Genomic DNA, 14,500 nt, shown 5'->3' with positions numbered 1-14,500 from the left:
TCACCATGAATATGTTCAAACAAATGCAGCGATAGTGCGCGTCCGCGTTCGAACAAACTGTCATATGTAGATTGCAAATCCAGCAGCGGCGTATGTGCGTAATGGTTTATGAACTTATCTAAAAAAGTGTGTATTTTTTGTTTAGACTGCGAAGGTGCTTCTATTAATTGCATGCCGATGCGCAGTACTGCTACCAGTTCGGCAGAGTTGTCTTCCGGATAATCCATCAGGAGTGATAAAACGGTTAATAATTTCATGGGTCTTACTCCTGAATCGATACGGGAATGACTTGGCGAACCCCTTTGGCTTTAGTGCCAAATAAGCTCACATCATTGTTGCCATCGCCACAGCCGTTTCCAAAACTAAAACCGCAACTGTTTTTTAAATCGTAGGCATTTTCGGCATAAGCTCGGTGACTGGTGGGCACTACAAAACGGTCTTCGTAATTGGCGATGGCCATATAGCGGTACATTTCTTCTACCGTTACTACATCCAGTCCGACTTGTTTAAGCACTTCCAAATCCTGCACACCATCCACATGTTTACTGCGCATATAAGCGCGCATAGCAATCATGCGTTCCAGTGCATGCTCAACCGGTTTTTCATCGCCCGCTGTTAATAAATTAGCGAGATAGCGCAGTGGAATACGCAAGGATTTCAAATCAGGTATCTCACCATTCATGCCCACATGCCCCGCTTGCGCAGCGTTTTGAATGGGTGATAGTGGTGGGATATACCAAACCATGGGCAGAGTGCGATACTCAGGATGCAGCGGTAGTGCGACTTGCCAATCGACTGCCATTTTGTAAACGGGCGAACGCTGTGCGGCTTCAATCCACGCCTGTGGAATACCTTCTGCCTGAGCAGCGGCGATAACGCCGGGTGAATTGGGGTCAAGAAAAATATCCAACTGCGCCTGATATAAATCTTTTTCACTCGCCACACTGGCGGCTTCAGCAATGCGATCAGCATCGTACAAGAGCACACCCAAGTAGCGAATGCGGCCCACACAAGTTTCCGAGCAAACAGTGGGTTGGCCTGCTTCAATTCGTGGATAACAGAAAGTACATTTTTCTGATTTTCCGCTTTTCCAGTTGTAATAGATTTTTTTGTAGGGGCAGCCCGATACACACATGCGCCAGCCGCGACATTTGTCTTGGTCGATTAATACAATGCCGTCTTCTTCGCGTTTATAAATCGCCCCGGAAGGGCAAGAGGCAACACAGGCCGGGTTTAAGCAGTGCTCACACAACCTCGGCAAATACATTAAAAATGTTTTTTCAAATTGACCGTAAATTTCGGTTTGCACTACATCATCGAAATTTTTGTCTTTTCTACGCTTGGCGAATTCGGTGCCGAGAATTTCCTCCCAGTTTGGCCCCCAATTAATTTTTTCCATGCGTTGACCAGTAATTAATGAGCGGGGGCGGGCGGTAGGCTGATGCTCACTTTTGCCTGCGGTGTGCAGGTGTTGGTAATCAAAGTCAAAGGGTTCGTAATAATCGTCAATTTCCGGAAGATCCGGATTGGCGAAAATATTAGCAAGCACTCGCAATTTGCCACCGATACGCGGTGTTAATTTTCCGTCAGCGCTACGCTGCCAGCCGCCTTTCCATTTGTCCTGATTTTCCCACTCTTTGGGAAAACCAACACCAGGTTTTGTTTCTACGTTGTTAAACCAGGCGTATTCCACACCTTCGCGTGAAGTCCACACATTTTTGCAAGTAATAGAGCAGGTGTGGCAACCGATACATTTATCCAGGTTCAACACCATGCCAATCTGGGCACGAACTTTCATTTTTTTTTGCCTCTGTAATTTGAGAAATTTTTTGGGGATGGAACCCCCTCCTGGCCTCCTCCTTCGCAAGGGGGAGGAATAGTTCCCTCCCTTTTTTAAGGGGAGGGTGGAGTTAAGGTGTATCTAACCAATCCACTTCTTTCATTTTTCTCACTACAACAAATTCATCACGGTTGCAGCCAACGGTACCGTAGTAGTTAAAACCGTAAGCCTGTTGTGCGTAGCCACCAATCATATGCGTAGGTTTCATAATCGCGCGGGTCACTGAGTTGTGCATGCCACCGCGTGTTTTAGTGAGCGACGAACCGGGCATATTAATAATGCGTTCCTGGGCGTGGTACATGAGGCTCATGCCTTGCGGAACACGTTGCGATACGACGGCGCGCGCAGAAATTGCCCCGTTGACGTTGAAGACATCAATCCAATCGTTGTCCTCAATGCCCGCCGCTTTTGCATCGATTTCGCTCATCCACACTATCGGGCCGCCGCGCGACAGGGTCAGCATTAACAAATTGTCGCTATAGGTACTGTGAATGCCCCATTTTTGATGCGGCGTAATCCAGTTCAAAATAATTTCTTTGTTGCCGTTGGGTGTCCGATTGATTACTGGGCCAATGGTTTTTAAATTGACGGGCGGTTTGTAACAACACAATTGTTCACCAAAGTCGCGCATCCATTCATGATCCTGATAAAACTGCTGGCGGCCGGTGATGGTGCGCCATGGAATTAACTCATGCACATTGGTATAACCCGCGTTGTAAGAAACGTGTTCATCTTCCAACCCCGACCAAGTAGGTGCGGAAATAATTTTTCGCGGTTGGGCAACAATATCGTGGAAGCGAATTTTTTCGTCTTCTTTCGGCTTGGCTAAATGGGTGTGATCGCGCCCGGTAATTTTTGAAAGGGCATCCCAGGCTTTTACCGCAACGTGGCCGTTGGTTTCCGGTGCGAGCGATAAAATTACTTCGCAGGCATCAATCGCCGTTTCAATTTTTGGTCGCCCCTGATGCGCCCCTTCTTCAGTATGAGTGCGATTTAATTTGCCGAGAAATGCGACTTCTTCTTTGGTATCCCATTTAATGCCTTTGCCACCGTTGCCGAGTGATTCAAGTAATGGTCCAAGTGAAGTGAAACGTTTATAGGTGTTGGGGTAGTCGCGCTCTACCACCACCATATTGGGCATGGTCAGACCTGGAATGGCTTCGCATTCACCTTTCCACCAGGCTTTAACACCGTAGGGTTGTGCTAGCTCATCAGGCGAGTCGTGCATCATCGGTTGGGTGACAAAATCTTGCTCTACACCTAAATGGCCATCGCATAATTCCGAGAATTTTTTGGCTATGCCTTTAAAAATATCCCAGTCACTGCGCGACTCCCATACCGGGTCAATGGCTTTGGTGAGTGGGTGAATAAATGGATGCATATCCGAGGTATTCATGTCGTCTTTTTCATACCAGGTGGCGGTAGGTAAAACGATATCGGAATACAAACAGGTAGTAGACATTCTGAAATCGAGCGTCACTAGCAAATCTACTTTGCCAACCGCGCCCTCGTGATGCCATTTCACATCTTCCGGTTTTTTTCCATCAGCGCCCAAATCTTTACCGAGCAAACCGTGTTTGGTACCCAGCAAATGGTGCAGCATATATTCATGGCCTTTGCCGCTGGAGCCTAATAAATTCGAGCGCCAGATAAATAAATTGCGCGGAAAGTTTTGCGGTGCATCCGGGTCTTGGCAGGCGAATTCAATTGCGCCGCTTTTTAATTGTTCGACAACATAGTCTTTTGGTGCTTTACCGGCTGCTTTTGCAGCGGCAACAATGTGCAGTGGGTTAGTGCCGAGCTGCGGAGCAGAGGGCAGCCAGCCCATACGCTCAGCGCGGGCATTAAAATCAATGATGCTACCGCTCCATTTTTCTTTATTAGCGAGTGGTGAAACGACTTCACTCATGTCGAGCTTTTCGTAGCGCCATTGACTTGCATGGTTATAGAAAAATGAAGTGCCGTTCATTTGGCGGGAAGGGCGCTGCCAATCCAAGCCGAAGGCCAGTGGTAGCCAACCATTTTGTGGGCGCAATTTTTCTTGCCCTACATAGTGCGCCCAACCGCCACCACTTTGGCCTACGCAACCGCACATCATCAGCATGTTAATCAGGCTGCGGTAATTCATATCCATGTTGTACCAGTGGTTGAGTGCAGCGCCCACAATCACCATGGAGCGACCGTGGGTTTTGTCCGCCGTGCGCGCAAATTCGCGCGCAACACGAATCACATCGGCACGCGGCACGCCGGTAATTTTTTCTTGCCATGCGGGAGTGTAGGGCGCGTCATCATCAAATGATAAGGCCACATTGGTATCGCCCAGCCCGTTATCGACGCCGTAGTGAGCAACCATTAAATCGAATACGCTGGCTACCCATGCGCTTTCGCCGTTGGCCAGTATCACCTTGCGTGCAGGGACTTTGCGTAGCTGAATATCACTGTGATCAGTGTGTTTAAAATAATTGTATTCGTGTTCGTTGCCGCCAAAATACGGAAAAGCCACATCCAGAATTTCATCGCAATTATTTTTTAGCGATAAAAGCGTATCTGTATCAGCTCCGGTTTTTCCATCGCGCTGCTCCAGATTCCATTTACCACTTTGCCCCCAGCGATAGCCGATGGAGCCATTAGGGCTTATTAATTCTTGCGTGTGTGAATTGATGGCGATGGTTTTCCAATCGGGATTGTTTTCTTGTCCGAGATTGTCTACCAAATCCGCTGCACGCAAAAAACGCCCTTGTGTTAAATGCTGACCCTGTGGCTCCAGCATGACCAGCATGGGCATATCGGTATATTGTTTTACGTAATTGGTAAAATAAGTACTGGGGCTGTCGATATGAAATTCTTTTAAAATCACATGACCAAAGGCCATACCCAATGCCGCATCAGTTCCTTGTTTAGGCGATAACCAGGTATCGCCAAATTTGGATGCTTCGGAATAGTCAGAGGTAATGACGCAGGTTTTCGTGCCTTTATAGCGAACTTCCGATAAGAAGTGGGCATCTGGTGTACGTGTTTGGGGAACGTTAGAGCCCCACACAATAATGTAATTGGAGTTATACCAATCGGCAGATTCCGGTACGTCTGTTTGCTCGCCCCACACTTGTGGCGATGATGGAGGTAAGTCGCAATACCAATCGTAAAAACTTAAACAGTTGCCACCAATCAAGGATAAATAACGTGAACCGGCGGCGTAAGACACCATCGACATGGCGGGGATGGGTGAGAAGCCGTTGATGCGATCAGGGCCATAGGTTTTAGCGGTGTAAACATTAGAGGCGGCAATAATTTCATTCACTTCGCCCCAGTGCGCGCGTACAAATCCGCCCAGACCACGCCGTGATTTATATTTTTTTGCGCGCGCTGCATCTTCAACAATGGATGCCCATGCTTCCACTGGGTCACAATATTCCTGACGCGCTTCGCGCCACAGTTCAATTAACGCCTGACGCACCTTGGGGTATTTCAAACGATTAGCGCTGTAAATATACCAGGAGTAACTTGCGCCGCGTGGGCAGCCGCGTGGTTCATGATTAGGTAAGTCGGGGCGTGTGCGTGGGTAATCTGTCTGCTGGGTTTCCCAGGTGATCAAGCCGTCTTTCACGTAAATTTTCCAGCTACAAGAGCCGGTGCAATTGACGCCGTGGGTCGAACGCACAATTTTATCGTGCTGCCAACGCTGACGATAACCTTGTTCCCAAGAGCGATCCTCATCAGTGGTAACACCATGCCCATCAGCGAAGGGTTCTTGACGTTTTTTAAAAAAACGTAATTTGTCGAGTAGATGACTCATTCTATGGCAGCTCCTAAAAGTGTGCGCGTTAATCCATTACTGACACAACGGCGTTATGCTAATGGCGCGCTTTCGGTTCACGGTTGACACAGGAATACTGCGCCATTCATGCGCTGCCTGCCAGTGAGTGAAAAGTGCCGCAAAGCCGTTCATCTACCACCAAATGAGTATTTGTATTTGTTGGCTAACTTATTGAATTTGTTGATTTTTTAGTTTTTGCGGGTAGGGCGTGCGAGGCTAAAAAATAAGCCTCAGTACAGAAGGGGTACTCCAATAAAAAGGCCGTTCCATAATGCTGGTAGCGGCCCGGATAAATCGGCACAGAAAATACAAAAAAATTAACTCTGATTGAGCGCGGCGAGCACATCCATAGCGGTAATAACACCGACCACTTTATTGTTGTCGGTTACAAAAACGCGGTGTATGTGCTGGTCAAGAAGTATTTTCGCCACTGACTTTATTGATTCGCCCTGGTCAATCGCAATGACCTCATGATTCATAATTTGATGAACGGTACAATTTTTATCGGCATCCTTTACCCATGAGCGGAGTACTTCCTCATTTATTTCCTGGCCGCAACTATCCCGATAGTGGTTGCGCAAGGCATTGCCTTTATCGCGCTCAGTGAGATTATTGAATTTAAAAACATCGCTTACGCTGACCACGCCAACTAATTCGTGATCTGAGGCTATGACGGGAGCGGCAGAAATTTTACGGTTAATAAAAAAGTCTGCTAGTCGGCTGATAGTCCAGCCCTCGTAAGCAGTTAATAAGGTGTTGCTCATAATATCTTTGGCGCAAGAGCTGCTAGTGTTGGTAGTATTCATATTGAAGCCTCTTGTTGTTTGATTGGCACTAGGTAATAGAGCTTATCGGCTAAAAAAATGTTTTTGGCAATTTCCCTGAATGGCTAGAGGGGAGCAATAAAATACCTCCAAATGGGTATTTATCTTTTTATATGAAGCTGTTTTATGAACTCACTTGTACCTAAATCTTCCATTATTGTTCGCGTCAGTGTGGCACTTGCCGGAATTGTTATTTTAGGCATGAGTACGATGTTGATTTCCTATTGGTTGTCAGAGCGTGCTGAAAACGATTCCCTGGCGATTAATGTCGCTGGCTCTTTGCGTATGCAAAGTTATCGTTTGGGCTTGCTGGCATTGGATGACACGCCTGATGCTGCGCAATGGATAGCGGCACAGCAAAAAATTGATGAAACATGGCGTAACCCGGTATTCATTCCTTTTTTGCATGAGAAACCAGCAATCAGTGAGTTATACACCCGCGCAGCGGACAACTGGCCCACACAGTTATTGCCAGCATTTAATCAGGTTAAGCAACAGCAAGATTCTATAACCGACCAACAATTACAAATTCTGTTGGATGAACACATTCAGTTGTTGGATGCACTAGTGCAAACCATTCAACAGGATGCGGAACAAAAGGTACGCAGTTTTCGTTTGGTGCAAATCATTGCGCTTTTTGCAACCTTGTTGGTATCGGCATTGGTGATGTATTCGCTCAGAGTCAAAGTAGAGCAGCCACTCAATCAATTAACCGCTATGGCTAAGCGAATTTCCCAAGGCGATTTCAGTCATCAAATACCGGTAGTCAGCCAGGATGAATTAGGTGTTCTTGCTGGTTCGTTTAATCTTATGAGTCGATCAATCGCTAATAGTTATGATCATCTTGAACAACAAGTGGATGAAAAAACCCGGGAGTTGCAACAGTCTAATAACTCGCTACAGTTTTTATACGATACTGCCAAGTTCATTATTGAGCATAATCCCCAAGGTATTAATTACGATGAAATAATTTCCCGTTTAGGGAAAACTATCAACGTGTCCGACCTTGAATTATGTTTAATGACCACTGAGGGCAATAGCCCGTACCTGCAAATAAAACCGGCGAGTGAAATTAACGCAGAGTTGTGCAAAAAACAAAACTGTTCGAAATGTTTATCCAGCCGGGGCGTAGTAGAAAAAACGGATGGAACGGCAATTTATCGTTTTCAATTGAATCGCAATGAGCGACATTATGGCTTGATAGTGTGTCGGGTAGAGGAACGAAAATTATTGTCGCCATGGCAAGAGCAACTAATTCAATCCACTACCGATCAATTGGCGATTGGTATGAGCTTAAAAACCGATGAAGACCAATCGCGCCGCTTGGCGGTTTTGCAAGAGCGCAATGCTATTGCACGCGAATTGCATGATTCCCTTGCGCAAGCGTTATCCTACTTAAAAATCCAGGTAACTCGCCTCAATAAAGCCATTGATCGCGAAGATAAAATCACTATGGAGGATGTAGCAGGTGAGCTGCGCGAAGGGTTAAATAATGCCTATCGTCAATTGCGTGAGTTATTAACGACGTTCCGTTTAAAAATTGACGGCAGCGGTTTAAAGGTTGCGCTTGAATCCAGTATAGAACAGTTACGTGCGCAGAATTCGATGAATATTCATCTTGATTTTGCCTTAAGTAATATTCCCCTCACGCCCAACGAGGAGATTCATTTGCTGCAAATTATTCGAGAGGCTAGCCAAAATGCGATTAATCACAGTGGAGGAAAAAATTTGGATATCCGCCTTTGGCAAAATGCAGATCAAGCGATCAGTTTAACCATCGCAGATGATGGTAGTGGCCTTCCGGGTTCGCCGGAAAAAATTAATCACTATGGGTTGGCCATCATGAAAGAGCGCGCTAAACATTTGGGAGGCGAGCTGATGCTGTCCAACCAATCCTCTGGTGGTGTTTTGGTGAGCTTTGAATTCATTCCTGATTTTATAAAAATTCGCCAAAAAAGCGGGATCATCACTTCCGATATATTTAACGACTTGGCATAAGCATTAATTAACTGATACCCAATAACTTAATTAATGCAGGTTGTTTTTGTTTTGGTAGTAGATCGGCCAGAGTGTATTGATCGAGTACGTTAAAAAAAGCTTCCAATGCCGCCGCAAATACACTTTTAAGGTGGCATGCGGGTGTGATGGTACAGCCCTGAGCGCCAGTGAAGCACTCTACTATTGCTAGATCCTGCTCAGTGTCGCGCACGAGCTTACCGATATTAATATCCTCAGCAGGGCCATTTAAGCGCAGCCCGCCATTCTTCCCCCGCACCGCAATTAAATAACCTTTGGCGTTGAGTTCTTGAACCACTTTCATTAAATGGTTTTTTGAAATGTTGTAGCTCTCTGCAATTTCGCCAATAGTAGAAATTTCTTCACCCTTGAGTGCTACGTACATGAGTACACGCAGTGAATAATCGGTATAACGGGTTATGTGCATAGATTTCTCTTCTTATCCGGGGCGGCCATCTGCGCGTGGGCGGGTGAGTATTGGCCAATAAATCAAGGTAAATGTGGCAAAGGCGAGGGACCAGCCTGTAGCGGCCACTAGCAATCCTACGCGGTAATCCAGTAGTTGTAATGCGGCTAATACCCGAGCCAATGCCGCTAGTGTAATAGCCACGTAAATCGCTAATGCAAACCGGGGCAGGGTGAGTGTGCGGCCGGTGTGCCCAAGGGCTACACGGGTCATTACTCCCAGAATCAGAGTTCCCATGGCGCCGACTCCCAGTGCATGTTGCCAAGCGGTAGGGGCGGCGAGATTAAAGGCTGCGGCGCTCTTGAGCAATAGCGCGACAACAATCCAGCCATAGCCGAGGTGGAGAATCCACAACAGCGGTTCTCGCGCAGTACGCCAGCCTGACCAGCCGATCAAACGCAAGGCATTGAGTGCACCTGCAATTAAGGCCATAACGCCGGTTAACCAGGAAGTGCCGGTGAAAAAGTCGGCGGGAATTAACAACAGCGTAGCGATGAGTGCGGCGCGATCCAGAACAGCGAATGATTTTACGCACTCAATTTGAATGCCTTGATTGCGCAGCCAGTTAATCGTAAAGAGCGGAATAATTCGGCCACCAATCACAATCATCATCAGGGTAATTAAACCCAGTGCCATTAATTCACCACGCCGTAACCATTGTGGGTCACTCGTGATAAATCCGATATGCATCATTACATTAGCGAGGCTCAGTACTAGCAAAATCCCTGCAATGGGTAAATTGCGTTTGTTTCCGTGGCGCAATAATACGCGGGTCATATAGATAGCCATCACGGGCATAAATAATAAATCAACCCCCGCTGCTATACCCACTGGCCACCAGCTTGCTGTCCACATGGCAACGCGGCCTGCGAACCAGATTATTATCAGCGCGAGTAATGCTTTGCCGTGTAACGGAGCTGCACCAGTCCAGTTGCATACTGCCGTCAACAAAAAACCGGCGATAGCCAGTGGAATCAAACCAAATAACATTTCATGGCTGTGCCAGTGTACTGGCGACCATCCCAATGGCAGTGAGAGTCCGCCAAACAAAAAGCTCATCCAGGCAATAACAGTAATAACTCCATAAATACCCGTGAGCAAAAAGAATGGGCGGAAGGGGTGTGCAAGAATCGATTGTGATTGAAAAAAATTATTCATGAAAAACCTCTGGATCAGCATAGGCGCGAATATCACTGTAAACCTTGCATCCTTTGTACAGGATAATGTTGTCGGGAGTTATGCGATCTTCATCTTGTGGTGAGGGACGCGTAAAAATAAAAATTCCGATCGCGCCAAATAAACACAAGGTGACACTGATAATCGCCCAGTGAAACCCAAGAAGTATTAATAGCAGCCAGCTGGACGCAAGCATCACTATTGCCAATCGTTTAGCGGAGGATGGAATCGCCCGCTCTTTTTGCCATGCGCGCAGGGGCTTACTTAACCATGGGTGAGTGGTTAACCAGTGGTGTAAGCGCGGTGAGCCCTTTGCGGCAGACCATGCTGACAATAATAGAAACGGTGTAGTAGGCAGTAGTGGAGTCACTATACCAACCACACCGATCAGCAATGATAAGCATGCAAGCACAAGGTAACCGGCTTTTACAGGCTGCGACAGTGTGGAGTAGGCAGGCATTCTCAGTTCCTCTTTCATCTATAGCGCGAAGTGGACGGTATTAAAATCTTTACCTTTAAACATGTATTCATTTTACATCTTTATAAGATGCATTTACAATGCATCTTAGCGAGGTTATTTGGCAGAGTTGCTGGGTTCCCTTTAATTACCGTCGTTTTATTGCAGCCGGAGAGTGACATTATGACAATTACCGACCAAAGTCTTGGCCAACTTGCACGGAGTATTCCGGGGGCCACCGCGATTTTTCATAAACACCAATTGGACTTTTGTTGCGGCGGAAAGAAAAGCTTGCGCGATGCAGCAAGTGAACGCGATCTGAACTTGGAAGCACTTGCTAGTGAGTTACAGGTGCTGCAATCGCAGCAACCAAGGGAACAAGAATGGGTAAATGTGCCGGACATTGAATTGATCGAACATATACTCACGCGGTATCACGATGTGCATCGTCAACAACTTCCGGAACTGATTCGCCTTGCCCAGCGAGTGGAGTTGGTTCATGGCGGGCATACCGAGTGCCCTACAGGTTTGGCGCAACTTTTGGAAACCATGCTGCAAGAGCTGGAAAACCACATGCAGAAGGAGGAGCAAATTCTGTTTCCGATGATTAGCCGTGGCATTACCGGCATGGCTGTCCAACCGATAGCAATGATGCGCCGCGAACACGACGATCACGGTGCCGCACTCGCGGATATTGATCACATCACGCGCGGTATTGTTATACCCAAGGGGGCATGTAATACCTGGCGCGCGCTCTACTTTGGTCTTGAAACTTTAAAAGCGGATCTGATGGATCACATTCATCTTGAAAACAATATTTTATTTGATCGTATTGATGGTGCTCTGGAGGTGAGTCATGGGTGAGTATCGCAAGCTGTGGTTTATCTTGATTGGCGTGCTCGCCGTTACCTTTTCATTGCTCGGATATTTTGGTACCGAGGTCTATCGCAACGCACCACCAATCCCGGCAAAAGTTGTGAGCGAAAGTGGTGAGGTATTAATGACTCACGATTCTATTCTGGATGGGCAAACCGCATGGCAATCTGTGGGCGGCATGCAACTGGGGTCGATTTGGGGGCACGGTGCTTATCAGGCGCCGGACTGGACGGCTGATTGGTTGCATCGCGAACTGAAAAATTGGCTCGAACTGGCTGCGCAAGATGTTTTTGGTAAAGCCTATGCTGATTTGGATGGCGCGCAACAAAACGCGCTGCAGTACGATTTAAAAGTAGCCTACCGCACAAACACCTATAACGCGGATACCGATCAGGTGGTGCTTTCAGCACGCCGTGTTCAGGCGATTGCACAAACCGCCGATTATTATCAGCGTTTATTCAGTGATGTCCCAGAGCTACAAAAAACGCGCGAAAATTATGCGATGAAAGAAAACACGTTGCCTGACCCTGAGCGACGCGAACGCATGGCCGAATTTTTCTTTTGGACCGCATGGGCGGCATCTACCGAGCGCACACCGGGTGAGGCGACTTACACTAATAATTGGCCTCATGAGCCGCTGATCGACAACAGACCCACCGCAGAAAATATCGTGTGGTCAGTTGCCAGCGTTGTCTTGTTAATTTTTGGTGTAGGCGCTCTGGTATGGGCATGGGCGTTTCTGCGCAAAGAAAATGAGGAGGAGACAGTTGCTCCAGATGTCGATCCGATTACAACCTTTGCCGTCACGCCTTCGCAGCGCGCCTTGGGAAAATATTTATTTGTTGTAGTCGCGCTCTTTACCTTTCAAGTTTTCCTGGGAGGGTTCACCGCGCATTACACCGTGGAAGGGCAAACGTTTTACGGCATTAATGTGTCTGAGTGGTTTCCTTATTCGTTGGTGCGTACTTGGCACATTCAGTCAGCCATGTTTTGGATTGCTACGGGTTTTCTCGCGGCTGGATTATTCCTTGCGCCAATAATTAACGGTGGTAAAGATCCTAGGTATCAAAAGCTAGGGGTGGATATTCTCTTCTGGGCTTTGATTGCGGTGGTGGTTGGTTCGTTTATCGGTAATTTCCTTGCCATCGCGCACATCATACCGAGTAATCTAAGTTTCTGGTTTGGTCACCAAGGTTATGAGTACGTTGATTTGGGTAGGGTGTGGCAAATAGGAAAATTTATTGGAATTGTACTCTGGTTGTTTTTAATGATGCGCGGCATTACCTCGGCGTTAAGGCAACCTGGCGATAAAAATTTATTAGCCTTGTTAACCGCATCTGTCGTCGCCATCGGATTATTTTACGGTGCTGGTTTGTTCTACGGTGAACGCACACATCTCTCTGTAATGGAGTATTGGCGTTGGTGGGTTGTGCATCTTTGGGTTGAAGGTTTTTTTGAAGTGTTTGCAACCGCTGCACTCGCGTTTATCTTCTGCAGTATGGGGTTGGTATCGCGGCCCATGGCAACAGCTGCCACACTGGCATCGGCATCGTTATTTATGTTGGGCGGCGTGCCAGGTACTTTTCATCACTTATACTTCGCTGGCACCACCACACCGGTAATGGCTGTGGGTGCGACCTTTAGTGCGCTCGAAGTTGTACCGCTTGTAGTGCTAGGTTATGAAGCTTGGGAAAACTGGCGCTTGAAAAATCGCGCGCCCTGGATGCAACAAATAAAATGGCCTTTGACCTTCTTTGTTGCGGTTGCATTTTGGAACATGCTTGGTGCGGGTGTGCTTGGATTCATGATTAACCCACCCATCGCGCTTTACTATGTGCAAGGTTTAAATACTACACCGACACATGCCCATGCGGCTTTGTTTGGCGTGTATGGATTCCTGGCGCTGGGTTTCTCGTTGTTAATCCTTCGCTATATTCGCCCGCAATTAGTGTTTAGCGATAAGTTAATGAAAGTGGCGTTTTGGTGGATGAACATAGGTTTGACGCTAATGCTGTTCACCAGCTTATTACCAGTCGGGATTATCCAGTTTGTTGCAAGTGCATCCGAGGGGTTGTGGTACGCGCGTAGCGAATCGTTTATGCAATCAGATTTGCTCGTGACCTTGCGCTGGGTTCGTACATTTGGTGACGTGGTTTTTATCGTCGGTGCTTTAGCAGTGAGCTGGCAGGTTGTGGTGGGTTTATTTTCCTTATCAACAGGTGGTGTGTTAACAATCGATCCAGCTAAGACGCCTGAAAAAAAAGAAACTGTGTGCTGCGGTAGTTGTGGCGGCAAATAGGGTGTAACAGTTAAGCCTTAAGCCGGATATTGAGTTTAATGTCCGGCTTAACTTAATGTCATATGATGATGGATTTCTCGTCAATCCAAAATGCCTAGTATCCTAGCGCACTTTTTATGTAATATTTTAGTGATTCGAACAAGGTAACACCTCAAAATATTTTGTACTACTGAGTATTAATCTCCCTCCAGCTGTTCGTTAAAATTTGGCTGGCTTGTTTAATTTCGTCGTCAGTTGTTGATATCCCCACCGACAATCTTACTGAACCGCGCGCGCGGTCAGCAGATGCACCTATTGCCGCCAACACACCGCTGACCGCATCGCCATGTGAGTGGCAAGCTGAGCCTACTGATGCAGCGATCTGACCTGCTGCGCTTTCCAGAAGTGCCCTACCACTAACACCAGGGAACGAAATATTTAATGTGTTAGGAAGTCTATGCTCTGGATGGCCATTCAAAATGATTCCGGGAATACCTGCTTGTAAGCGGCTGAGTAATTCGTCGCGTAATTGTTTTAAATAAGGTTCAGCCTCCGGTAGCCGTGCGGCAGCTAAACGGGCGGCTTCGCCCAGTGCTGCAACTGCAATAACATTTTCTGTTCCAGGTCGCAGGCTGCGCTCGTGACCTGCGCCATACATGATCGGGTTAATAGGTGTGCCTTCACGCACATACAATGCACCCACACCTTTTGGGGCATAAAATTTATGGCCTGCAATGGTTAATGCATCAACTC

General features: G+C 47.1%; 10 protein-coding genes and 1 pseudogene. 3 read left to right on the top strand and 8 right to left on the bottom strand.

The annotated features are described in order from the left end of the window. The 4 genes and pseudogenes from ACWA6V_RS06870 to ACWA6V_RS06855 form a co-directional block, all read right to left on the bottom strand. Positions 1–257: pseudogene (locus ACWA6V_RS06870) on the bottom strand (nitrate reductase molybdenum cofactor assembly chaperone); the annotation flags it as partial. Positions 258–262: 5 nt separating this feature from the next. Then, positions 263–1,798: a nitrate reductase subunit beta gene (narH, locus tag ACWA6V_RS06865; protein WP_449521783.1), complete on the bottom strand. Its 1,536-nt coding sequence runs from the start codon at positions 1,796–1,798 to the stop codon at positions 263–265. Positions 1,799–1,910: 112 nt separating this feature from the next. After that, the gene (locus ACWA6V_RS06860) at positions 1,911–5,633 is read right to left on the bottom strand and encodes a nitrate reductase subunit alpha (protein ID WP_449521782.1); all 3,723 of its coding nucleotides are present in this window, start codon (positions 5,631–5,633) and stop codon (positions 1,911–1,913) included. 338 nt (positions 5,634–5,971) lie between these two features. After that, positions 5,972–6,460 (bottom strand): CBS domain-containing protein, encoded by a 489-nt coding sequence (locus tag ACWA6V_RS06855; protein WP_449521781.1) that lies wholly within the window; start codon positions 6,458–6,460, stop codon positions 5,972–5,974. Between the two features lie 144 nt (positions 6,461–6,604). On the opposite strand from ACWA6V_RS06855, the gene ACWA6V_RS06850 reads away from it, so the two are divergent. Then, the gene (locus tag ACWA6V_RS06850) at positions 6,605–8,476 is read left to right on the top strand and encodes a histidine kinase (protein WP_449521780.1); all 1,872 of its coding nucleotides are present in this window, start codon (positions 6,605–6,607) and stop codon (positions 8,474–8,476) included. Positions 8,477–8,483: 7 nt separating this feature from the next. Here ACWA6V_RS06850 and ACWA6V_RS06845 read toward each other — a convergent pair whose 3' ends face one another. Genes ACWA6V_RS06845 through ACWA6V_RS06835 form a run of 3 tightly spaced genes read right to left on the bottom strand, consistent with a single transcriptional unit; the run spans position 8,484 to position 10,596 of the window. After that, entirely contained in the window at positions 8,484–8,921 is a 438-nt protein-coding gene (locus ACWA6V_RS06845; protein ID WP_449521779.1) for an RrF2 family transcriptional regulator, read from the bottom strand. A 12-nt stretch (positions 8,922–8,933) separates the two neighbouring features. After that, the gene (locus ACWA6V_RS06840) at positions 8,934–10,118 is read right to left on the bottom strand and encodes an NnrS family protein (protein WP_449521778.1); all 1,185 of its coding nucleotides are present in this window, start codon (positions 10,116–10,118) and stop codon (positions 8,934–8,936) included. Then, positions 10,111–10,596 carry a YbaN family protein gene (locus ACWA6V_RS06835; protein WP_449521777.1) on the bottom strand — a complete coding sequence of 162 codons (486 nt, stop codon included), beginning with the start codon at positions 10,594–10,596 and terminating at the stop codon, positions 10,111–10,113. The genes ACWA6V_RS06840 and ACWA6V_RS06835 overlap by 8 nt, the downstream gene beginning before the upstream one ends. A 180-nt stretch (positions 10,597–10,776) precedes the next feature. Between ACWA6V_RS06835 and ytfE the strand changes: the two genes are divergently transcribed. Beyond that, entirely contained in the window at positions 10,777–11,457 is a 681-nt protein-coding gene (gene ytfE, locus ACWA6V_RS06830) for an iron-sulfur cluster repair protein YtfE (protein WP_449521776.1), read from the top strand. After that, positions 11,450–13,768 (top strand): nitric-oxide reductase large subunit, encoded by a 2,319-nt coding sequence (locus ACWA6V_RS06825; protein ID WP_449521775.1) that lies wholly within the window; start codon positions 11,450–11,452, stop codon positions 13,766–13,768. The genes ytfE and ACWA6V_RS06825 overlap by 8 nt, the downstream gene beginning before the upstream one ends. A gap of 166 nt (positions 13,769–13,934) precedes the next feature. Here the strand turns inward: ACWA6V_RS06825 and ACWA6V_RS06820 are convergent. Beyond that, a partial coding sequence (locus tag ACWA6V_RS06820) for a cysteine desulfurase family protein (RefSeq protein ID WP_449521774.1) occupies positions 13,935–14,500 on the bottom strand: 566 nt, incomplete at its 5' end.

Source organism: Cellvibrio sp. (assembly GCF_053579595.1).
Note: the sequence above shows the minus strand (reverse complement) of the source record. Positions and strands in the feature narration are given on the sequence as shown.

Bases quoted from the DNA above. Each gene is read 5' to 3' on its own strand.
- ACWA6V_RS06850 (WP_449521780.1), top strand. From the start codon at position 6,605: ATGAACTCACTTGTACCTAAATCTTCCATTATTGTTCGCGTCAGTGTG.
- ACWA6V_RS06860 (WP_449521782.1), bottom strand. From the start codon at position 5,633: ATGAGTCATCTACTCGACAAATTACGTTTTTTTAAAAAACGTCAAGAA.
- ACWA6V_RS06840 (WP_449521778.1), bottom strand. From the start codon at position 10,118: ATGAATAATTTTTTTCAATCACAATCGATTCTTGCACACCCCTTCCGC.
- ACWA6V_RS06825 (WP_449521775.1), top strand. From the start codon at position 11,450: ATGGGTGAGTATCGCAAGCTGTGGTTTATCTTGATTGGCGTGCTCGCC.
- ACWA6V_RS06835 (WP_449521777.1), bottom strand. From the start codon at position 10,596: ATGCCTGCCTACTCCACACTGTCGCAGCCTGTAAAAGCCGGTTACCTT.
- ACWA6V_RS06855 (WP_449521781.1), bottom strand. From the start codon at position 6,460: ATGAATACTACCAACACTAGCAGCTCTTGCGCCAAAGATATTATGAGC.
- ACWA6V_RS06845 (WP_449521779.1), bottom strand. From the start codon at position 8,921: ATGCACATAACCCGTTATACCGATTATTCACTGCGTGTACTCATGTAC.
- narH (WP_449521783.1), bottom strand. From the start codon at position 1,798: ATGAAAGTTCGTGCCCAGATTGGCATGGTGTTGAACCTGGATAAATGT.
- ytfE (WP_449521776.1), top strand. From the start codon at position 10,777: ATGACAATTACCGACCAAAGTCTTGGCCAACTTGCACGGAGTATTCCG.